This window comes from Bradyrhizobium sp. LeoA1Lang (genome assembly GCF_055413685.1).
Genome location: NZ_JBVAPG010000034.1, coordinates 1 through 21,382 on the forward strand (window position 1 = coordinate 1; position 21,382 = coordinate 21,382).

General features: G+C 63.0%; 16 protein-coding genes and 2 pseudogenes. 12 read left to right on the plus strand and 6 right to left on the minus strand.

What is annotated here, in order from left to right:
- Nucleotides 1-402: 402 nt before the first annotated feature.
- Nucleotides 403-855 carry a VOC family protein gene (locus ACZYOF_RS14225; protein WP_130583297.1) on the minus strand — a complete coding sequence of 151 codons (453 nt, stop codon included), beginning with the start codon at nucleotides 853-855 and terminating at the stop codon, nucleotides 403-405.
- Nucleotides 856-1,048: 193 nt separating this feature from the next.
- On the opposite strand from ACZYOF_RS14225, the gene ACZYOF_RS14230 reads away from it, so the two are divergent.
- From ACZYOF_RS14230 to ACZYOF_RS14245, 4 genes are all read left to right on the plus strand, one after another.
- Complete coding sequence (locus ACZYOF_RS14230; protein ID WP_463716143.1) at nucleotides 1,049-1,918, plus strand: NAD(P)-dependent oxidoreductase; 870 nt, start codon at nucleotides 1,049-1,051, stop codon at nucleotides 1,916-1,918.
- Nucleotides 1,919-2,211: 293 nt separating this feature from the next.
- Nucleotides 2,212-3,813 (plus strand): sensor histidine kinase, encoded by a 1,602-nt coding sequence (locus ACZYOF_RS14235; RefSeq protein ID WP_463716144.1) that lies wholly within the window; start codon nucleotides 2,212-2,214, stop codon nucleotides 3,811-3,813.
- A 42-nt stretch (nucleotides 3,814-3,855) separates the two neighbouring features.
- Complete coding sequence (locus tag ACZYOF_RS14240) at nucleotides 3,856-4,059, plus strand: DUF1289 domain-containing protein (RefSeq protein ID WP_130583300.1); 204 nt, start codon at nucleotides 3,856-3,858, stop codon at nucleotides 4,057-4,059.
- 151 nt (nucleotides 4,060-4,210) lie between these two features.
- Entirely contained in the window at nucleotides 4,211-4,765 is a 555-nt protein-coding gene (locus tag ACZYOF_RS14245) for a TIGR02281 family clan AA aspartic protease (RefSeq protein WP_463716145.1), read from the plus strand.
- Here ACZYOF_RS14245 and dusA read toward each other — a convergent pair.
- Entirely contained in the window at nucleotides 4,727-5,686 is a 960-nt protein-coding gene (gene dusA / locus ACZYOF_RS14250) for a tRNA dihydrouridine(20/20a) synthase DusA (protein WP_463716166.1), read from the minus strand. The genes ACZYOF_RS14245 and dusA overlap by 39 nt on opposite strands.
- 535 nt (nucleotides 5,687-6,221) lie before the next feature.
- Here dusA and ACZYOF_RS14255 point away from each other — a divergent pair.
- Nucleotides 6,222-6,638 carry a LysR substrate-binding domain-containing protein gene (locus ACZYOF_RS14255; protein WP_463716146.1) on the plus strand — a complete coding sequence of 139 codons (417 nt, stop codon included), beginning with the start codon at nucleotides 6,222-6,224 and terminating at the stop codon, nucleotides 6,636-6,638.
- 183 nt (nucleotides 6,639-6,821) lie between these two features.
- Here the strand turns inward: ACZYOF_RS14255 and ACZYOF_RS14260 are convergent, their stop codons facing one another.
- Together ACZYOF_RS14260 and ACZYOF_RS14265 are read right to left on the minus strand one after the other, a co-directional pair.
- Nucleotides 6,822-7,163 carry a hypothetical protein gene (locus ACZYOF_RS14260; protein WP_463716167.1) on the minus strand — a complete coding sequence of 114 codons (342 nt, stop codon included), beginning with the start codon at nucleotides 7,161-7,163 and terminating at the stop codon, nucleotides 6,822-6,824.
- A 99-nt stretch (nucleotides 7,164-7,262) separates the two neighbouring features.
- The gene (locus ACZYOF_RS14265; RefSeq protein WP_463716147.1) at nucleotides 7,263-8,051 is read right to left on the minus strand and encodes a TetR/AcrR family transcriptional regulator; all 789 of its coding nucleotides are present in this window, start codon (nucleotides 8,049-8,051) and stop codon (nucleotides 7,263-7,265) included.
- A gap of 346 nt (nucleotides 8,052-8,397) precedes the next feature.
- On the opposite strand from ACZYOF_RS14265, the gene ACZYOF_RS14270 reads away from it, so the two are divergent.
- The 6 genes and pseudogenes from ACZYOF_RS14270 to ACZYOF_RS14295 all read left to right on the plus strand — a co-directional run bounded on the left by ACZYOF_RS14270 (nucleotide 8,398) and on the right by ACZYOF_RS14295 (nucleotide 18,472).
- Nucleotides 8,398-9,438: an efflux RND transporter periplasmic adaptor subunit gene (locus ACZYOF_RS14270; protein WP_282527627.1), complete on the plus strand. Its 1,041-nt coding sequence runs from the start codon at nucleotides 8,398-8,400 to the stop codon at nucleotides 9,436-9,438.
- 32 nt (nucleotides 9,439-9,470) lie between these two features.
- Entirely contained in the window at nucleotides 9,471-12,677 is a 3,207-nt protein-coding gene (locus ACZYOF_RS14275; protein ID WP_463716148.1) for an efflux RND transporter permease subunit, read from the plus strand.
- 326 nt (nucleotides 12,678-13,003) lie between these two features.
- Nucleotides 13,004-14,476: pseudogene (locus ACZYOF_RS14280) on the plus strand (calcium-binding protein); the annotation flags it as partial.
- 168 nt (nucleotides 14,477-14,644) lie between these two features.
- Nucleotides 14,645-15,088 (plus strand): M10 family metallopeptidase C-terminal domain-containing protein, encoded by a 444-nt coding sequence (locus tag ACZYOF_RS14285; RefSeq protein WP_282527583.1) that lies wholly within the window; start codon nucleotides 14,645-14,647, stop codon nucleotides 15,086-15,088.
- Between the two features lie 193 nt (nucleotides 15,089-15,281).
- On the plus strand, nucleotides 15,282-17,078 hold the full coding sequence (locus tag ACZYOF_RS14290) for a type I secretion system permease/ATPase (protein WP_463716149.1): 1,797 nt from the start codon (nucleotides 15,282-15,284) through the stop codon (nucleotides 17,076-17,078).
- Complete coding sequence (locus tag ACZYOF_RS14295) at nucleotides 17,075-18,472, plus strand: HlyD family type I secretion periplasmic adaptor subunit (protein WP_130578349.1); 1,398 nt, start codon at nucleotides 17,075-17,077, stop codon at nucleotides 18,470-18,472. Before ACZYOF_RS14290 ends, ACZYOF_RS14295 begins: the two co-directional genes overlap by 4 nt.
- Before the next feature lie 79 nt (nucleotides 18,473-18,551).
- Here ACZYOF_RS14295 and ACZYOF_RS14300 read toward each other — a convergent pair.
- A pseudogene (locus tag ACZYOF_RS14300) lies at nucleotides 18,552-18,653 on the minus strand (transposase); the annotation flags it as partial.
- A 529-nt stretch (nucleotides 18,654-19,182) separates the two neighbouring features.
- On the opposite strand from ACZYOF_RS14300, the gene ACZYOF_RS14305 reads away from it, so the two are divergent.
- Nucleotides 19,183-20,128, plus strand: a protein-coding gene (locus tag ACZYOF_RS14305) for an IS630 family transposase (RefSeq protein WP_463716150.1) whose coding sequence is annotated in 2 segments (ribosomal slippage) — nucleotides 19,183-19,521 and nucleotides 19,523-20,128 — 945 coding nt in all. Because the reading frame shifts where the segments join, the coding sequence is not laid out codon by codon here.
- Between the two features lie 244 nt (nucleotides 20,129-20,372).
- Here ACZYOF_RS14305 and dhaK read toward each other — a convergent pair.
- Nucleotides 20,373-21,356: a dihydroxyacetone kinase subunit DhaK gene (gene dhaK / locus ACZYOF_RS14310; RefSeq protein WP_282527579.1), complete on the minus strand. Its 984-nt coding sequence runs from the start codon at nucleotides 21,354-21,356 to the stop codon at nucleotides 20,373-20,375.
- Nucleotides 21,357-21,382: the final 26 nt, after the last annotated feature.

Genomic DNA, 21,382 nt, shown 5'->3' on the forward strand with positions numbered 1-21,382 from the left:
CCGACCCCGCGCCCCCTGGCCCCCCCCCGTGGTGCGGCGCCCCGGCCCCCGCCGCGCCCCGCCCCCTTCGCGCCCGCCGCGGCCGCGCGATGAGGCCGCCTCGCGTGCCGGGGTGACGGCGGGCCCCCCGCGCCCCGCGGGGGGGGTGCGGGCTACAACCCACCGCCGGTTGATTGTGGGGTGGGGCCCGCCCCCGCGAATCCGTCTGTCACCGTGTTCGCGGAGAGAGCCCCTCACCCCACCCCTCTCCCCGTAAGAACGGGGAGAGGGAGGAGAAGTGCCGTCGATCGCTCCGACCCGAAGTCGTCACGCTCTACCGCCACAGATATGACGGATCGGCAGAAAAGGGTAGTTGTGCCAGCGCAATAGATTTCCGCGATTTACGCCGGGCCCGAAGGGTTCCTACCTGCCGCCGATGTCATCGGCGCGCTCGGCCGGCGCTGCGGCGTCCTGTTCCTTGGCGACCTCGTAGTTCAGCTCGATCATCACGCCGTTGGGATCGTGCACAAATATCTGCCAGAGGTCGCCGCCCGGAACCTGCCGGGAATCGAATTTCATGCCCTTGGACTGAAGGCGCTGCTTCATCGCCGTGAAACCGCTGCTGACAAAGGCGACATGATGGACCACGCCGGAGTCGGGCTTTTGCGGCTCGTCGGTCGGGGAAATGTCCACGAGGTGAACCACCGGCTTGCCCTCGCTGTACATCCAGGCGCCGGGAAAGGCGAAATTCGGCCGAGCGCCCTTCTCCAGGCCCAAAACCTCCTCATAGAACTTGACGGTTTCGGCCAGTTTCCGGGTGCGGATGTTGAAATGATCGAGCACGCCTACGCTTGCGCCCGCCTCTCTTCCATTCATGTCTCACTCCCATTTTTGTGAGGTTCGTTGGTGAGTTATCATAACACAAAACCGCTGATGTCGGCCAAACGAGCCGTTGCCCTCTGCGGCGCAGCGTTTATGGTGCGGCCCTCCCGCCTGAAAAACACCGTCCGGCCCGTCCAATGTCGCCGGCAAATCCCAAGGTTATTAGGCAAGAAACAAGGTAGCAGACATGGCTAAAGTCGCTTTTCTCGGTCTCGGCGTAATGGGTTTCCCCATGGCAGGACATCTCGTGAAAAAGGGGGGCCACGAGGTGACGGTGTACAATCGGACGCCGGCGAAGGCGCAGGCCTGGGTCGAGAAGTTCGGCGGCCGCGCGGCGCCGACCCCAAAGGCGGCGGCCGAAGGCCAGGATTTGGTGATGTGCTGCGTCGGCAATGACAACGACCTGCGCGCGGTCACGATCGGCCCGGACGGCGCATTCGCCGGCATGAAGAAGGGCGCGACCTTCGTCGACCACACCACCGCTTCCGCCGAAGTCGCGCGCGAGCTCAATGCCGCCGCCGAGAAAGCGGGGTTCAAGTTCGTCGATGCGCCGGTCTCCGGCGGACAAGCCGGCGCCGAGAACGGCGTGCTGACGGTGATGTGCGGCGGCAAGGAAGACGCCTATGCAGGCGCCGAGCCTGTCATCGCGGCCTATGCGCGGATGTGCAAGCTGCTGGGACCGGCAGGCTCCGGCCAGCTTACCAAGATGGTCAACCAGATCTGCATCGCAGGCCTGGTTCAAGGCCTCTCCGAAGGCATCCATTTCGCCAAGAAGTCGGGCCTCGACGTCGCCGCCGTGATCGATGTGATCTCGAAGGGCGCGGCGCAATCCTGGCAGATGGAGAACCGCTACAAGACCATGAACGATGGCAAGTACGATTTCGGCTTCGCGGTGGAATGGATGCGCAAGGATCTCTCGATCTGCATCGCGGAAGCGCGACGCAACGGCGCCAACCTGCCGGTGAGCGCGCTGGTCGATCAGTTCTATGCCGAAGTCGAGAAAATGGGCGGTAAGCGCTGGGACACGTCGAGCCTGCTCGCGCGGCTGGAACGTTAACGGCGCGTGGCTGCATTCCTTCCCCCTGAAAGGGGGAAGGTCGGGATGGGGGCCGGCCACAAGCACCGGCGTTCGTGGAGAGAGATGATCCCCACCCGGTTCGCGCGTTCCGCGCAAACCGACCTCCCCTTTTCAAGGGGAGGTTTGAGGCGCTCTCGCCCAAAGGCCAATCGTTAATTTAACCTCTCGTTAACGAGATTCTTTAGCTTTCTAAGTCATCGCTTAATGATTTGGCGCGAGAGATAGACAATGCAAAAGCCCGTGCGGTTTGCGGGCAGGATTTTGTGTTGTTAATGAGTGATCCCGCGGAAAAGCCTGAAGTTGCCCAGTTGCCGGCCGAGCCCCAGGCTGCCGCGCCGGTCAACAGCCGCCGCGCCGCAGCGCAGCGGGTCCGGGAGGCGCGGGATCGGTTAACGTCAACCAGCGGGACCCGCCCCGCATTCGACACCGAACTGCTCCGCCAATACGCCCAGACGCGGATCTCGGCATCCTACGTCGTGATGCTGCTGGTGATCGCCACCGGCGTGCTATTCGGCGTGTGGCGAGAGCCGCTCGTGGCGGCCGCCTGGACCATCGGCATACTCGGAGCCCATGCCGCGACCGTGAAGAGTTGTGCCAAGTTCCTGAAGGAATCCCCCTCGCCTGCCGCGACGCGCAAATGGCAGACGCGGTTCGTGCTGCTCGACCTGCTCTACGGCCTGTTCTGGACGGTGATCCTGACTCACCCCGCGGGCACGGACGCCGCCTCCAATGCGCTGATGATGTTCCTGATGCTGCTCGTGATCGCGGTCTCCAGCATGCTCGCAGCGAGCCTTCCGATCGCGGCACTGGCGGCCACCGCGCCGGTGACGATCGCGATCGCCGTCAGTTTCGTGCTGAGCGGTTCCTTTGACAATTACGTGTTCGCGCTGCTCGCGCTCGGCGCCGAGGGCTATTTCGCCCTGCTTGCCCACCGGCTGCACTCGACGACGCTCGCCACGCTGCAGGCGCGCGCCGAGAAGGACGTGCTGATCGCCGAACTCGAACAGTCCAAGGCGATCTCCGACGAGGCGCGGCATCGCGCCGAAGCCGCGAACGTCGCCAAGTCGCGGTTCCTGGCGCAGATGAGCCACGAACTGCGCACGCCGCTCAACGCCATCCTCGGCTTCTCCGAGGTGATGAAGAGCGAGATCTTCGGCGCGCATGCGGTGCCGGTCTACAAGGAATATTCTGCCGATATCCACAATTCCGGCGTTCACCTGCTCAACCTCATTAACGAGATCCTCGACCTGTCGCGGATCGAGGCCGGCCGCTACGAGCTCAACGAGGAAGCGGTCTCGCTGCTGCATGTCGTCGCCGACTGCCACCATCTCTTGAAACTGCGCGCGACCAGCCGCGGCATCACCATCCACGAAGTGTTCGAGCAGGGCATGCCGCGGATCTGGGTCGACGAGCGCGCCACGCGGCAGATCGTGCTCAATCTGTTGTCCAACTCGATCAAGTTCACCCCGCAAGGCGGCGAGATCTGGCTGAAGGTCGGCTGGACCGCCTCCGGCGGCCAATATCTCAGCGTGAAGGACACCGGCTCCGGCATTGCGGAGGACGAGATTCCGATCGTGCTGGCATCGTTCGGCCAGGGCTCCAACTCGATCAAGTCGGCGGAACAGGGCGCGGGACTTGGCTTGCCGATCGCCAAGAGCCTGATCGATCTGCATGGCGGCACCTTCACGCTGAAGTCGAAGCTGCGCATCGGCACCGAGGTGATCGTGACCTTCCCGCCGGAGCGCGTGATGTCGGCGCTCGCGCCGATGGCCGAGGAAGCGCCGCCCTTGCAGCCGCAACCCTCGATTCCTTCGACCGACGACAAGCAAAGGGGACGCCACAAACCGATCATGAGTGCAGGCACCGGACTCTAGACGCGCTTGCACCCGCGATCGAAATCGTTTCACTATCGATGGATGAGCACAGAAACGCCGTGTATCGCAGTCTGTATGATCGACCCCAGGACCAGGCTCTGCTTCGGCTGCGGGCGGACGCTGCCGGAGATCGCGCGCTGGCACAAGATGGACAGCGCCGAGCGCCTCGCCGTGATGGCACTGTTGCCCACGCGCATGGCGGAAGCGGGCCTCGAGCGGATGGACGCGCGCCCGAAGCGCGCCTAGAGCGTGATGACTTTTCTTCGAATCGTCATCCCGCTCTAGCTCTTTGTTTGAGCATGATCTCCGCGTAAACGCTTCGCGTTTGTCGCGAGGGAAAACCGGTGTCCACTTTTCCGGATCATGCTCTAGTGCGTTGGACGCGGGAGGCAGTGTCATGAGCCGCGTCCTCCTCGTGCTCCTGTTGCTGTTCGCCACCGCGGGCGCGGTCGTCGCCTATGGCGATCACGAACAGATCGCGCGCGCCAGTAGCCAAGTCTCGCACATGCTGCGCGGGAACGTTGTGACCCCCGGCCCTGCCGTGCAGATCCCGCGCGGACAGGGCGGCGAGTTCGCGTTGCGCGCCAAGATCAACGGGGTCAGCGCGCCGATGGTGATCGACACCGGCGCGACCTCGGTGGTGTTGACCTGGGAGACCGCGAAGGCGATCGGGCTGCCAATCGAAATGCTCGAATACAATGTCGATCTCGAAACCGCCGGCGGCCACACCAAGGCGGCACGGCTGACCCTCGATCGCCTCGCCGTCGGTCACCTGGTCGAAAAGTCGATTCCGGCGCTGGTGGTGCCGCGCGGGCAGATGAAGACCAATTTGCTCGGCATGAGCTTCCTGGATCGGCTGGAAAGCTGGGGCGTGCGCGCCGACAAGCTGATGCTGACCGGTTATCCGGACGTGCTAGGCCGCCATCGGCGCGGCCGCACGGCTTCCAACTAGCGCTATCGCCTCGCGCAGCACGTTGACGCCCGCACCCGGCTTCGTGCCATGCTCGGCGAGATGGCGGCGGAACGCGCGCGCCCCCGGCACGCCGAAGAACGCGCCGACGAAATGCCGCGTGATCGCATGCAGTCGCGCGCCGCGCGCGAGTTCGCCCTCGATATAGGGGATCATCGCCTCGAGTGCGTCCTGCATCGTGGCGTGCGGCGGCGCCTCGCCGAACAGGTCGGGATCGACCGACAATAACCGCCACGGCTCCTGATAGGCGGCGCGGCCCAGCATCACGCCATCGACATGCGCCAGGTGCCGCTTCGCCTCCTCGAGGCTTGCGATGCCGCCATTGATGATGATGGGAACATGGGGCATGGCGGCCTTCAGCCGATAGACGCGATCATAATCGAGCGGCGGGATGTCGCGGTTCTCCTTCGGCGACAGGCCGTTGAGCCAGGCTTTCCGCGCGTGCACGATCAGTGCATCCGCGCCCGCTTCGATCACGCCGCGCGCGAGCGTATCGAGCGCCAGTTCCGGATCCTGGTCGTCGATCCCGATGCGGCACTTCACCGTCACGGGAACCCTCACCGCGCGCTTCATCGCCGCAACACCCTCGGCAACGAGCGCCGGCTCCGCCATCAGGCAGGCGCCGAACCGGCCATCCTTGACCCGATCGGACGGGCAGCCGACATTGAGGTTGATCTCGTCATAGCCGAAATCCTCGCCGATCCTGGCCGCGGCCGCGAGCTCACGCGGATCGGAGCCGCCAAGCTGCAACGCCACCGGATGCTCCCTCGCATCAAACCCAAGCAGCCGCGCGCGGTCGCCATGAATGACGGCGCCGGTGGTCAGCATCTCCGTATAAAGCCGCACCCGCCGCGAAAGCTGACGATGGAAGACGCGACACCTGGTATCGGTCCAATCCATCATGGGCGCGATGGAGAAACGATAGTCTTGAGATTTCAACGAATTAATCTCTTTCCGTCCAACTGGATGAGGGTTTCCCTCGCGGCTGACCATTCCAGGCGGTCTACGCATATCCTTGGCCTGAACGCGCGCACCGTTCAACTACAATAAAGTTCGTATCGCGCGACGCTCGACTGCGCGACCTGAAACCCGAGCTTGAGCAGTTCGCCGTGGATGCGAGGCGCGCCCCAAAGCGGATTTTCGACGCTTATCCGCCGGATCAAGACGCGCAGCTCCGTTCCGATCTGCGGTCGCCCTCCCCGTGGGCGCGACTTCCAACGCCAGTAGCAGCAGAATCCGGCTCTGTGCCAACGCACGAGCGTCTCGGGCCGGCCGATTGTGAGAACCTGCAGGATTGCTGGAAACCACCGATACAGCTGGGCACAGAACCAGCGATCAAGGTTCGTGAGCCGAACGCGACCGCGCGATCTGCGCCGCAAAACAATTAACTGTTGTCGGAGCACCGCGTTCTCGGCTTCAAGCCGCAACTTCGACTTGAATGGCGAGGCCAGGACGGCCGAGCGAAGCAGAACAGCCCGATCATCACGCCAGCTTAGGCGATTCCAACGCGGCATCACACGCGGATCAGGTTTTCGGTGCACACAGGACCTCGGAATCGGCTTCGGCGATCTGCCGGATTGTGGACCGCTATTTCCGGAATGAAGGCTTGCGGCCGCGAATTGACGCGGAGGCGAACTCGAACCTGACGCTGTTTGAACTCATCCGCCAGACCGACCTCGCGACTATCCTTCCGGAGAACGTCGGCGGCTCAGGTCTGTCCACCGTGAAAATGAAACCTGCGTTCGAGCCCAAGCGCGCCGCGCGGCTTCGCCGTCGCAACGCTTACTGTTCGGCAGCCGCCAGGGCTTTCATCGTCATGACACAACAGATCGTGGCGACGTTCGCCAGCGGGTAGCTCTTCGCTGGACTCGCCGTCATTGAGGGTGGCGGACTGCGCTCACCGTCAGCTCATCTGGTCATGGCAGCGGTTGGCCCGTCGCCGGCCTAGCCACGGGAGCGGCCAATGTCCGCTTCCAGATGTAAACCAGCTTGAGTTCGGCCGTAACGTCGGCATCTGACCCACCCGGGGGCGCGCAACTCAGCTTCGTGTGCTCTCACCAACCAGTTTGAGGTCGATCCTGCCGATCAGATCAGAACGGAGCAACTCTGCGGCGCTTATGTCGGCTACCGTCTGTTGCAACGTACTGACATTCGATCCGCGCGATACGATTCCGCCCAGCACCAGGGCGACTGATCCAATAAGAGCGACTTGATCAGGTCCGAAGAGGCCGAACATCATAACGATCAGCAATGCGATGCCGCCCGCGATTGCCGCCTTCGAAACCAAAATGATCTTTCTGCACCGCTCGGCGACTTCGGCAAGCTGCTCGAGCCGAGCTTCGATCATTGAAATCTCATCGAGAGGCTCGTCTTCAGTCATCGAACTCAAGATCTAAATCCGGAAATCGCGGATCTGCCAGCTTTTCGACTCTCTCGGGCACACAGAGGCTTGTCTCGAATCCGGAACATCGCGCGATAGTCAGACATCACGCGACCGACCAGCGGCAACCGCGGCTGAGCCTTGATCGTCGCTCTTTGCCGTCGGCCAGGCACGCATGGCCAGCCGGCCTATTTCAGACAATTTCTCACGCGCGGCCCCATCGCGCGCTTGCACCGCAAGCCCGCGCGCCACCGCACTGTAATAGGCGGCCAGCATTTCGCAATCGACATCTTGGGCTACGTCGCCCTCCATCACGCCTTTCCGGATGCGTGCGGCCATCGCGCCTTCCGAAAAAGCGCGATGCTCGGCCATCATGTCACGAATATTCTTCATTCCCGGTGAGCAATGTGTGCCAGCAAGCGAGATCATGCAGCCGAGCGGGTGATCGCCGCGGGTGAACTCTTCTGCGGTCGCCTCGAACAGGTGCGCGAAGGCTGTCCTGGTATCGATCGAGGGATCATTGAGGATGGCGAAGAACCATTGGCCCGACCATTCGAGAAAGGAATGCGTGGCTTCGCAATAGAGTTCTTCCTTGCTGCCGAACGAGTTGTAGAAGCTCGACGCGCTGATCCCCATCGCGGCGATCAGGTCGTTGAACGACGTGCCTTCATAGCCGCGTTCCCAGAACAGCTTCATCGCCTCTTGCAGCGCGGCGGCACGATCGAAGACGGCCGGCCGGCCACGGCCACGGCCACGCCTCTCGTCTTGAGCGCTCTTTGCTTGAATTTTCTTCTGCTGATTTATTTTTGGTGTCATCGCTCCAAAAATCCTTGAACGGCGCCTCCCTGAGTTTATATCCGCCAAACTATATTGGAGTTCGCTCTCCAAATATCAACCCCGAACACAACTTATCCGCTTCCGAAACAACTGCCGCGAAACCTCCCCCGAAATCTGGACTGGCCGGTGTGGTTCGGTAGGCCAGCAAGGCTTCGGCCCGATTCAAGGCGGCATGGCAAATACCGATGGTAGCCTCATGGATCAGATCAGTGATCATTCGAACATTGAACGAGAACCGCTGAAGCAGCCGGCGCCGCGACGGCGGACATGGAGAACGGCCGCAATCGCTGCGATAGCGGTGCTTGCCGCACTCTTTGTCTACCTCGGCTTCGCGCCTCGCAAAGGTGACCAGGCGGCGGCGTTGCCATCTCCCCTGCCGGTGACGGTGAGCCAGCCCTTGCAGCGCGAGGTCGATACCAGGGTCGGTTTCCTCGGACAGTTCTCGGCCATCGACCGGGTTGAATTGCGGGCCCAGGTAGGCGGTATCTTGACCGAGCTTCATTTCAAGGACGGCCAGATCGTCCACAAGGGCGACCTCCTCTTCGTGATCGACCCGCGGCCCTACGAGATCAGGCTGGCCCAGGCGCAAGCTGCGCTTGTGACCGCAACGGCGCGCGTGGCACTCGCCAGCAACCAGCTTACGCGGGCGCAATCGCTCAAGCGCAACGAGTTCGCAACGCAGGAGACGGTCGACCAGCGCACCAACGACCAGGATGCGTCCCGGGCCGCAGTCGAAGACGCCAAGGCGCGGGTGCGGGACGCGGAACTCGACCTTGAATACTGCCGCGTACGGGCACCGTTCACGGGACGCATCGGCGCGCGCCAGGTTTCGATTGGAAGCCTGGTCGCGGGCAGCCGTGCTGCAACCAGTCCGACCACGCTGCTCACGACGCTGGTCTCGCTCGATCCTCTTTATCTCGATTTCGACATGAGCGAATCCGATTTCCTGACATTCTCGCGCGAGCGCGCCCGCGTTGGCGGTCCGCTCGCCAACAAGGTCGCGATCAGCCTCAGCGACGAGAACAGGTTCGCCCGCGAAGGCACGCTGGACTTCATCGACAATGCACTCGACCGCTCCAGCGGCACCATTCATGCGCGCGCCACCGTGCCTAACCCGGATCTGTTCCTGGCGCCCGGCCAGTTCGCGCGGCTGCGGGTTGCGATCGCCCCGCCGACGCAGGTTTATCTCTTGCCGGACGCAGCCGTCATGCTCGACCAGTCGCAGCGGCTGGTCATGACCGTCGGCGCTGATGCGACCGTGAAACCAAAGATCGTGACCACCGGTGATCTGCGCGGCGGATTGCGCGTGATCCAGTCGGGCCTCGAGGCGAGCGACCGCGTCGTCATCGACGGCCTGGTGCGCGCCATTCCCGGCACCAAGGTCGCGCCGCAAGACGGCGCCATCCATTACGACGCTGCCGCTGACGGCCAAGGCTAACGAGCAGGACCGAGAAGACAGGAGCGTTCTCCGTGACCCACAGCTTCATCGACCGGCCGATTTTTGCGACTGTCCTCTCCGTCTTCCTGACGCTGATCGGCCTCGGCGCGCTCGCCATCCTGCCGATCTCGCAATATCCGGAGATCGTGCCGCCGACGGTCCAGATCACCACCACCTATCCCGGCGCATCCGCCGAGACGGTATCGCGCACGGTGGCGACACCGCTCGAGCAGGAGATCAACGGCGTCGAGAACATGATCTACATGAGCAGCCAGTCCACCGGCGACGGCAAGCTCACCGTCACCGTGACGTTTCGGATCGGGACCGACCTCAACGTCGCGCAGATGCTCACGCAGAACCGGGTGCAGGATGCGCTTCCCCGGCTGCCGGAGGACGTCCAGCGGCTCGGCGTGCAGGTGCGCAAGTCGACACCGAACATCCTGCTCGCGGTACATCTTTATTCGCCCGACTCGTCGCGCGACCTGCTCTACACCTCGAATTACGCGACGTTGCACGTGAAGGACGTGCTGGCGCGGCTACCGGGCGTCGGCGATGTGCAGATGCAGGGCGGGCGCGAATACGCCATGCGCATCTGGCTCGATCCCGACAAGGTTGCGGCGCATAACATGAACGCAAGCGAGGTGCTTGCCGCGCTGCGCGCCCAGAACGTCCAGGTTTCGGCGGGCGTGTTGAACCAGCCGCCGGTCGCCTCCAAGCAGGCCTATCAGATCAACGTGCAGACGCTTGGGCGCCTGTCGACACCAGAACAATTCGCCGCCATCGTCCTGAAGTCGGACACCGAGGGCCGCGTGACGCGGCTGCGCGATGTGGGCCGCGTCGAGATCGGCGCTTCCGACTACGGATCGTCCGCCTACATGGATCGCGAGCCGGGCCTGCCGCTCCTGATCTTCGCCCAGCCGGGCGCCAATTCCCTTGCCGTCGAGCACGAAGTGCTCGACGCGATGGAGAAGCTGGGCAAGGATTTTCCGCCCGGCCTCCAGTACAAGATCATTTATGACCCCACCATCTTCGTCGGCAAATCGGTCGACGAGGTGATCAAGACTATCTTCATCGCGATCTTCCTTGTGGTCGGCGTCGTGTTCCTGTTCCTGCAAAGTTGGCGCGCTGCGATCATCCCGGTGATCGCAATCCCGGTATCGCTGGTCGGCACCTTCGTCTTCCTTTACGTGCTCGGAATATCGTTGAACAACCTGTCGTTATTCGGCCTCGTGCTCGCGGTCGGCATTGTCGTCGATGACGCCATCGTCGTGGTGGAGAATGTCGAGCGCAATCTCGAACGCGGCATGACCCCGGCACAGGCTGCCCATGTCACCATGGACGAGGTCGGCGGTGCGCTGATCGCGATTGCGCTGACGCTATGCGCTGTGTTCGTGCCCTCGGCCTTCCTGTCGGGCATTACCGGGCAATTCTTTCGCCAGTTCGCGGTCACGATCGCCGTGTCGACCCTGATCTCGTGCTTCGTCTCGCTGACCCTGAGCCCGGCCCTGTGCGCGGTGCTGTTCAAGGCCCACGAGCACGGCCAGAAGCCGCGCGGCCCATTGATCTTTCGCCTGGTGCAGGCTGGATTTGCGCGTTTCAATCTGGGCTTCGAGTGGCTGTCGACAGGCTATGGACGGCTGACGCGGCGGCTGGTGCAGATCACCGGCGTCGTGCTCGTGGTCTATGCCGCGCTGATCGGCGTCGCCGGCTTCCAGTTCGCCCGCGCGCCCACCGGCTTCATCCCTGAGCAGGACCAGGGCTATCTCATCACTGTCGTGCAATTGCCGCCCGGCGCTTCGCTCGATCGCACGGAGGCGGTCGTCAAGAAGGCGATCGACATCATCATGTCCACACCCGGTGTCGAGCACGTCGCGCCGTTTGCAGGACTGGATGCGACCACCTTCACCATCGCCTCCAATGCCGGTACGATCTTTTCCGGCTTGCCATCGCTCTATAACCATGACGTGCCCGGCCTGACCGCACCGAGCGTGCTCGCCGACCTGCGCAAGCGCCTCTCGGTGATCCAGGAAGCCTATGTGCTGACGATTCCACCCCCGCCGGTGCAGGGCATCGGCAATGCCGGCGGTTTCAAGATGATGCTGCAGGATCGCGCGGGCCTCGGCTCGGAGGCACTGTCGAAAGCAGCGCAGGCGCTGGTCGCAGCCGCCAACAAGGATCCGAGTTTCGCCGGCGTCTTCACGCTGTTCGGGACACGCTCGCCGGCGGTCAACGCCGATATCGATCGAGAGAAGGCCGAGAAGGTCGGGCTGACGCCTACCGACGTCTTCAACACCCTGCAAGTCTATCTCGGCTCGCAATATGTCAACGACTTCAACTATCTCGGCCGCACCTACCAGGTCATCGCGCAGGCCGATGGCTCGTTCCGCCAGGATCCGCACGACATCGCGCGGCTGAAGGCGCGCAACACCTCCGGCGAGATGGTGCCAGTGGGCACGGTGGCGCGGCTGAACTCCGAGAACGCACCCTATCGCGTGCCTCGTTACGATCTCTTCCCTGCTGCTGAAGTGATGGGCGTCGCGGCGCCCGGCGTCGCGACCGGCACTGCGCTGCACCGCATGGAGGAGCTGGCGCACGAGGTCTTGCCGCCAGGCATCGGCTTCGAATGGACCGAGCTTGCGTTTCAGCAGCAACAGCCGGGGACCTCGTCCCTGCTGGTGTTCGGCGCAGCAGCCTTGTTCGTGTTCCTGGTGCTTGCCGCGCAATATGAAAGCTGGAATCTGCCGCTCGCGGTGGTGATGATCGTTCCGATGTGCCTGCTTGCCTCCGTGACGGGTCTTTTGATGCGCGGCATGGCGATCGACGTTCTCGCGCAGATCGGATTCGTCGTGCTGGTTGGACTCGCCGCCAAGAACGCGATCCTGATCGTGGAATTCGCACGCCAGACCGAGGAAGCCGGCGCCACGCCCGGTGAGGCCGCCGTCACCGCCGCGCGCACGCGGCCGCGACCGATCCTGATGACGTCGCTGGCGTTCATCTTCGGTGTCGCACCTCTCGTGGTCGCCACCGGGGCAGGCTCGGAAATGCGTCAATCGCTCGGCACTGCGGTGTTCGCAGGAATGCTGGGAGTGACCGCCTTCGGACTCCTGTTTACGCCAGCGTTTTATACGGTCGTCCGCAAGATCGGGCGCAAGAAGCCGCGCGCCACGATAGAAGCGACTCAGCAAGTCCTTGCTGATCGTAACGACCCGGCAAGCGCCGCGTGGGCACCTCGGAATTAGCTGCTGCGATGGATCTGGCAGCCTCGGGACGTCTCAAACTCAACGACGAACCCGACCCAATAAGCACAGCGACGTGACTTGCCGTCATGCCGTTTGTTCATGATCAATCACGCCGTCAGTTCGGATGAGACCCTCGTCTCGCCTTGAGAACGACGTTACAGTTTGGTTACAGCAATCTCTTCCCCGCATTACAGATGCAACCATATCGCCCCTGAACTCTCCGAAAAGAAAGCTTACCAATACGTGAGGGCGTCGGTTGAGGGCAGCGCAGGACTCTCGTCAACCTGCAACCCGCTGAGGCCCACATTTGACAGGGAGAACGCGTCATGTCTGATCTTACGGGAACGAACGGCGACGATATCCTGACCGGCACCGATAGGCCGGATCATATCTTCGGCCTTGCCGGCAACGATACGATTGACGGCAACGGCGGCAACGATACGCTGTCAGGCGATGATGGTGATGATACGCTCAACGGCGGTGATGGCGACGACCATATCCTTGGTGGTGCGGGCAATGACGTCATCACCGGCGGCAACGGCAACGATCTTCTCGAAGGTGGATCGGGAAACGACCACATCAGCACCGGCGCGGGCAATGATGTCGTATTCGCCGGTGACGGCATCGATACGATCGATCAGATGGCCGGTCATGACGTCGTCCACGCAGGCGCGGGCGACGATCTGATCTCGTGGAACGACAAGGTCGGTGATGTCGTCTTCGGCGATGAGGGCAACGACCGGATCATCGGTTCCGATACGGCGGCCGACGAGAGCCACGGCGGCGACGGCAACGACTTCATTCAGGCTTTTACGACCGACGCCGCGCACGCCACCGCAGGCGACAAGATCTTCGGAGACGCCGGCAATGACACCCTGATCGGCGGCGACGGCAACGACCACATCGAGGGCGGCACCGGTAACGACACCATCATGGGAAATGGCGGCAACGACTTCCTCGATGGCGGCGACGGCGACGATCACATCAGCACAGGAGCCGGCAACGATACGGTGTTCGGCGGGGACGGCGCCGACACCATCGACCAGATGGCCGGTCATGATGTTGTCCATGGCGGCGACGGCAACGACACGATTTCCTGGAATGACGCGGTCGGTGACATCGTCTATGGCGATGGCGGCAACGACAGGATCATCGCCTCCGACACGGCGTCCGATGAAAGTCACGGCGGCGACGGCGATGACTTCATCCAGGCCTTCACGACCGATGCCGCGCACGCTACGGCGGGCGACCGGATGTTCGGCGACGGCGGCAATGACACGCTGATCGGCGGCGATGCCGCGGATCACATCGAAGGCGGCACCGGAAACGATACCATCAACGGTGGAGGCGGCAACGACTACCTCGATGGCGGGTCGGGAAATGACCACATCAGCACCGGAGCCGGCAACGACCTGGTTTACGGCGGCGACGGTAATGACACCGTCGACCAGATGATGGGACACGATGTCGTTCACGCCGGTGCCGGCGATGATGTCATCTCCTGGAATGATGCAGTCGGAGACGTCGTCTTCGGCGACGAAGGCAACGACCGGATCACCGGTTCCGATACCGCGTCCGACGAAAGCCATGGCGGCGACGGCAACGACATCATCTCCGCGTTTACGACGGATGCAGCGCACGCCACGGCAGGCGACAAGATCTTCGGTGATGCCGGCGACGATACCCTGACCGGCGGCGACGGTAACGACCGTATCGAAGGCGGTACCGGAAATGACACCATCATTGGAAATGGCGGCACCGACCGCCTTGATGGCGGTGACGGCGACGATCACATCAGTGGCGGCGGCAGCCACGATCAGATCTTCGGCGGCCTTGGCAACGACGTGATCGACCATATGGGTGAGCACGGCTTTGCCGATGCGGGTGACGGCGACGATATCGTACAGTGGACTGAGACGTTCGGTGACGTGGTTCATGGGGGAGCCGGTAACGATAGGATCACCGGTGTGGCCGCATTCAATCCGCCGCTCGGCGGGCAGGCCGCTGCCGAGATCCACGGCGATGCCGGCAACGACTTCATCCAGGCATCCAGTTTAGGCAGCGGTGCGGTGTCCGACAAGCTGTTCGGCGACGAAGGCAACGACACCATTATCGGCGGCAGTGGCGCGGATCGCATCGATGGCGGTGTGGGCAACGACATCCTGACCGGCAATGGCGGTGCGGATACCTTCACCTTCCAGATGTCGCAAGGCGGGCACGACGCTATCACGGACTTCGACGTGAACAACGACGTGATCAATTTGTCGGGCTTCGGCCCCAATTTTGATCCGCTTGCGCACGTGCACGACACCGCCAACGGCGCCGTGCTGGACCTCGGCGCCGCTGGGGATGTGACGTTACAGGGCGTTCACGCCGCGGACCTTTCTCACCACGACTTCGTCCTGAGCTAAGTCCACTCGGGATTGCCTGTCCTTGGAGCGAGATAACAGCGCTTCTGCCGGATACAGTCGTCCTTCTCTTTGAGGTGGACGACTGTACTGGACGGATTTTGAAGTCGCCGTGCCTGTCACGTACGGCAGGAGAGCCCCGAGGCTCGAATATCACGACGAAGACGTCGGGGTTGGAAAATGGGGGGCGTCGCATATGAAGCCGATGTCGAAGCTTGCGGCGATTGATCCGCACGGGAAAAGCGAGACAATCCTCAGCCGCGCTATCGGCTATTGCAAGCTGCAATTCCTGGTGGTGGGCCTGTTCAGCGGCATGGTCAACCTGCTGCAGCTCACCATTCCGATCTACATGATGCAGATTTTCGACCGCGTACTGACGACGCACAACGTCGATACGCTGCTCTATCTGTCGCTGATTGCGGGCGCGTCCATCCTGTTGCTGGCCATTCTGGAAATCTCGCGCAATCAGACCCTGCAGCGTGTTGCGACCTGGGTCGAGCGGAAGGCCGCGCCGGAGGGCTTTGCGAGAGCGATCGAGAGCGTGCTCTCTGGTCATTCCTATCGCATGGAGGCGCTGCGCGATCTCGCCATTTGCCGCGGCTACCTCGGCTCCCCTGCTCTGCTCGCCCTCTACGATCTTCCCTGGGTGCTGGTTTTTCTCGCCGTGATCTTCGCCCTGCATCCGGTGCTGGGTTGCATCGCGACCGCAGGAGCGATCGTCCTTTTCATTCTCACCTTGCTGAACGAGCTGACCACCTCGCGCCTGATGAAGGAGGCAAATGTTGCGGCGGCCAATTCGCAACGTCGCGCTGACAGCATCGCGCGCAATGCGGAGGTGATTGACAGCATGGGCATGTTGCCGGCAGTGATGCGCCGCTGGCAGGAGGGGGTGGCCGAAATGCTGCCGCCGCAGCGGCGCGCGGCGCAGCGAGCCTCCTTGCTGCTGGCCACGGCCAAGTTCGTGCGCCTTGGGGTGCAGATCGCCGTCCTGGGCGCCGGCTGCTATCTGGTGCTGCAGCACGATCTGACATCGGGCGCAACTGTTGCCGGCTCCATCATCATGGGCCGGGCGCTTGCGCCGGTAGAAATGCTGATCGGCGGTTGGAAGCAGCTTGTCCAGGCCCGGCAGGCTTTCTTTCGCTTGCAGCACTTCCTCAGCTTGCCTCGTCTTCGTCCGCCCGGCCGGCCGTTACCGATCCCGGTCGGCCGCCTCTCGGTGGAGCGTGTCACGTACGGCTTGCCGGGTTCGACGTCGCCGATCGTCAAAGGTGTGCAGTTCGCGCTGTCTCCGGGTGACAGTCTTGCCGTCATCGGCCCGTCGGCAGCCGGCAAGACTACCCTGATCAAGATGCTGATCGGCACGCTTGCGCCAAGCGCCGGCACCGTTCGCCTCGATGGCGCCGACGTCCATCGCTGGATGCGCGAGGATTTCGGCCGCTACGTCGGCTACCTGCCGCAGTCTGTCGAGCTGTTCGAGGGTTCGGTGTTCCGCAACATCGCACGGATGGGAGACGCCTCGCCCGAGCAGGTTTACCGAGCCGCGCAGCTTGCGGGCTGCCACGACATGATCCTGCGGCTGCCATGCGGCTACGACACCGAGATCGGCGAGAACGGTCAGTATCTCTCCGGCGGACAGCGGCAATTGATCGGCTTGGCACGTGCCCTGTTCCGCGATCCGAGGTTCGTGGTGTTGGACGAACCCGACAGCAATCTCGACGGCGATTCCGAGGCCAATCTGGCCGATACGCTGGGGAAGCTCAAGGCATGCGGCACCACGGTGGTCCTGGTCTCGCATCGTCCGCGTCTGGTGCGGCATGTCGATCTGGTCTTGCTGATGCGGGATGGCGCGGTCGAAATGTTTGGGCCGCGGGTCGAGGTCCTGAACCGCGTCATCGCCCAGCCGGCGCCCGACAACCGCCCGACAATCACCGAACCTCGCATCGCCAGGGTCGCGGCACCCGCCCGAGGCGAACCGAACCGTGTTGCATCATGACCCAAGCTCTCCCCTCCCCCTCCGAACGAGCCATCGTTGCTGACAGCCCCGCCCGGTCGATTGCGTCGCCCGCGCTACCGTTGATGGAGGCGCCTCATCCGTCGACACGCGGCGTGATCCTGCTCGGATTGATGGCCATGGCGGTTTTCATCGGCGGCTTCAGCGCCTGGTCCGTCTCCGCTCCGCTGGCGGAAGCAGCGATCGCGCAGGGCGCGATCGAGGTCGAGGGCCAGCGTCGCATCATCGCCAATCAGGAGGGAGGATCGGTTGCGGAACTGACCGTGCGCGACGGCGATCATGTGCGGACCGGTCAGGTGCTGATGCGGCTGAACGACGTGCAGGCGAGCGCGACGGCCGAGACGGCGCGAGCCCAGCGCTGGGCATTGCTGGCACAATTGGCCAGACTTGACGCAGAGGCGGCCGGCAGAAGCGATATAAGCTTTCCTGACGATCTGCTGGCTGCAGCGAGCGGGCAAGGTTTCGACGCCCTGCGCGCCGCCGATGCGGTCAGCGGGCAGCGCGCGCTGTTCGAGGCGCGCACGGTCAGCCTGAAAAGCCAGATTGCCGTACTCCGAGACCGGGTCGATCAGCAGCTAGGCGTCATTGAATCGGCAGAACAGCAGCAGCGGGCTACCCGGCAACAGCTCGAATTGATACGGCACGAGACCGAGGTCAAGCAGGGGCTGCTGACAAAGGGCCTGGCGACGCTGTCCACTGTGCTGGCCTTGCAGCGCAGCCAAGCCGGGTTGGAGGGGACGCTGGGCGACCTGAGCGGACAGATCCAACGCGCGCGCGCCACCATCGCGGAATCCCGTTCATCCATGAAGCAGATTCAAGATCAGCGGCTACAGGATGTCTCGAACGACATGCGGGAGGCCAGCACCAAGCTGAACGAGGTGGAGGACAAATTGCGCGCCGCGCAGGACGTCGCCGTGCGCCGCGACGTGGTGGCGCCCGAGGACGGCACTGTCCTTGGCATGCGGGTGTTCAACGTCGGCGCCGTGGTCAGGCCCGGCGATACGGTGATGGAACTGGTGCCATCGCACGACCGGCTGGTGGCGAACGTGAAACTTTCGCCGAACGATATCGATGTGGTGTATCCCGGCCTTGAAGCACAGGTGCGTCTGCCGGCGTTCAAGCAGCGCCTGGTGCCGTTCGTTGCCGGCCGCGTCACCTTCGTCGCCTCCGACGCCACCGCCGATGAGCAGACAAAGAACAACTACTACAAAGTGCAGATCCTGCTCGATCGGGACCAGCTTGATCGTCTTCCCAACGTCCATCTCACGCCCGGAATGCCGGTTGAGGCGATGGTGCAGCTTGGGGAGCGAAGCTTCTTCCGCTATATCACGCAGCCGATTAGGGACAGCTTTCACCGTGCCTTTCACGAGCAATAGCAGGGTATTCCACGTAAGTTGCGGGGGCCCGTCATTGCCTCGCACCGTCTAAAAACGCATCCGCGACAAACCCGGTCCTTCAAGGCCGGGTCAAGGCGCGCCTTTGGTTCTCGATATATTGCCGAACAATGGCGATCGGCGTCCCTCCGCAGGAGGCGGCGAAATAGCCCGGACTCCAGAGATGGTCGCCTCAAAGCTTGGGAATCACCGCGCCGAGGCGATGTGCACGCAGGCTCGTCCTCATCATTGATTGGACGCCGGCGAGAGTGCACTTGGTTCAAGCCGATTCTTCCGCCAACCATAGCGGTCGCGATCGTACAAAATCGCAGCCTAGCGCGGACTTGGTGCCCAGGGAGGGAATCGAACCACCGATAGTATTTTTTCTCCTCACCGCGATCTGCAGAACTCGGCACGATCGGCGAAACACGAAGCTTTACTCGTAACGATCACGATCAGCTCTTAAGCCGCACGCGAGTATCCTGCCCTTTCGACCCAACTCTGTACGCCGCCCAGACTTCTATGGACATCACATCACTTCCAAAGAACGATCACCCACACTGGCTCTCAATAGATTTTTCTTGATCTTCCAGTGCACACGTCGTGCACACGCCGCCTTCTAGAGCGGGATGAAGTTAGCTTGAATCGATTTGGGATTCCCAAATCAGGCGGTTTCTGATTCACCATGCTGGCTGGGCTGGAGGCCGGCATGGATGGGCAAGCCTTACTCTTTGGATTTGAGGAAGCGGGTCGTTGCGGCGGTTGTGAGTGGAGGGCTGTCGTGCCATGAGGCGGCCGAGCAGTTCGGGATCGCCGTCAGCACGGCCATTGGATGGGTGCGCCGGCAGCGCGAGACCGGCAGCATCGCGCCCGGCCAGATGGGTGGGCACCGGCCGAAAGCGATTTCTGGCGAACACCGTGTCTGGGTGTTGGAGCGGATCAAGGCGGGCGATTTCACCTTGCGCGGGCTGGTTGCCGAGCTCGCCGAACGCGGGCTGAAGGTCGACTACCGCTCGGTGTGGGAGTTCGTCCATGCCGAGAAACTCAGCTTCAAAAAAAAGCGTGGTGGCTGGCGAACGCGATCGTCCCGACGTGGCAAGGCGGCGGGCCCAGTGGATCAAATATCAAGATCGCGTCGAGCCTGAGCGCCTGGTCTTCATCGACGAGACCTGGACCAGAACCGATATGGCGGCTTTGCGGGGATGGGCGCCGCGTGGCCAGAGGCTTCCCACCAAGGTTCCACACGGCCGCTGGAAGACCATGACCTTCCTGGCCGCCTTGCGCCATGACCGGATCGAGGCGCCATGGTTTATCGAGGGCCCGATCGACGGCGACAGCTTTCGCCTCTACGTGGAAAAGGTCCTCCTCCCGACACTTCGTCCCGGCGACGTCGTCGTGATGGACAATCTCGGCAGCCACCGAGGCAAAATCGTGCGTCAGCTCATCCGCTCCGCGGGAGCCAAGCTCTTCTTCCTGCCGAAATACTCACCCGACCTGAATCCCATCGAACAGGTCTTTGCCAAGCTCAAGCACTTTCTCCGAAAAGCGGCCGCCCGAACCGTCGACGCTGTCTGCCTCGCCATCGGCCAGGTTCTGCAGCTCTTCACGCCCAAAGAATGCGCAAGCTACTTGGCAAACTCAGGATATGCACGAACCTAACTTCATCACGCTCTAACCAATTGAAAAATCTAAGCTCTCGCTCCAGTCCATCATGGGCCAATTTGAGCCAGCTCCAGCCAAGAAGATCGAGGCTGGTCAATAGCGGTCAGCTTCGCGCCGACAGCGGCCGGCCGGCACGATCACCTCTTGTCTAAGGCTACATCTTATCGAAGCGCGATAAACGCGAGCGAATTCAGGCAAAGCCGCCGGGGCGAAAGCGATCACCTATCGCTCACGACCGCGATCACCATTTCAATGCCGCCGTGCGCACGGGATGATCCCAGAGTGCGGTCGTCTCAGTGTCGAGCAAGCTTACGGTGAGCGAGCACCCGGCCATGTCCAGCGAGGTGACGAAGCTGCCGACCAGCGAGCGAGCGATGCGCAGGCCGCGCTTCTCGAGCATCCGGCGCGCCGCGTTATACATCAGATACAGCTCGATCGTCGGCGTTCCGCCAAATCCGTTAACGAGCAGGAGGGCCTCGGCCCCGTCACGCGCGTCGAGATCCTGCGCGATGGCAGTCGTCATCTCGTCCGCGATCGCATCGGCCCGCTCCAGCTTGACGCGCCGACGTCCCGGCTCGCCGTGAATGCCGACCCCCATCTCCATTTCGTCCTCGCCGAGTGAGAAGGTCGGCGTGCCCGCGGCCGGGACCGTGCAGCTTGTCAGCGCCACGCCCATCGAACGTGTGCGCGCGTTGACGCGCTCGCCGAGCGCAACGCAGCCCTCGAGGTCGGCGCCCTTTTCGGCGGCCGCGCCGACGATCTTCTCGACGATCAGCGTACCGGCTACGCCGCGGCGCCCGATGCTGTGTGTCGAGTTCTCGACCGCGACGTCATCATCCGTCACGATGGTAGCCGTGCGGCCCTCGGCGATCTCGGCCGCCATCTCGAAGTTCATGCGGTCCCCCGCATAGTTCTTGACGATGAACACCGCACCGGCCTCACCGGAAACAGCCTGCGCGGCCTCAACGATCTGGTCCGGCGTCGGCGACGTGAAGACCTGTCCCGGGCAGGCGGCGTCGAGCATGCCATAGCCGACGAAGCCCGCATGCAGCGGCTCATGCCCGCTGCCACCGCCCGAAACGAGCGCGACCTTTTTTGGGTTCAGCTCACGGCGCCGCACGAATTTCCGCTCCGGTCCGAGCGCGACGAGATCGGCATGCGCGGCCGCAAGTCCGTCCAGGCTCTCCGCGAGCACGCCGTCGACCGAATTGATGAACTTCTTCATTATCTCCTCCCCGCTTCCCCCTTGGC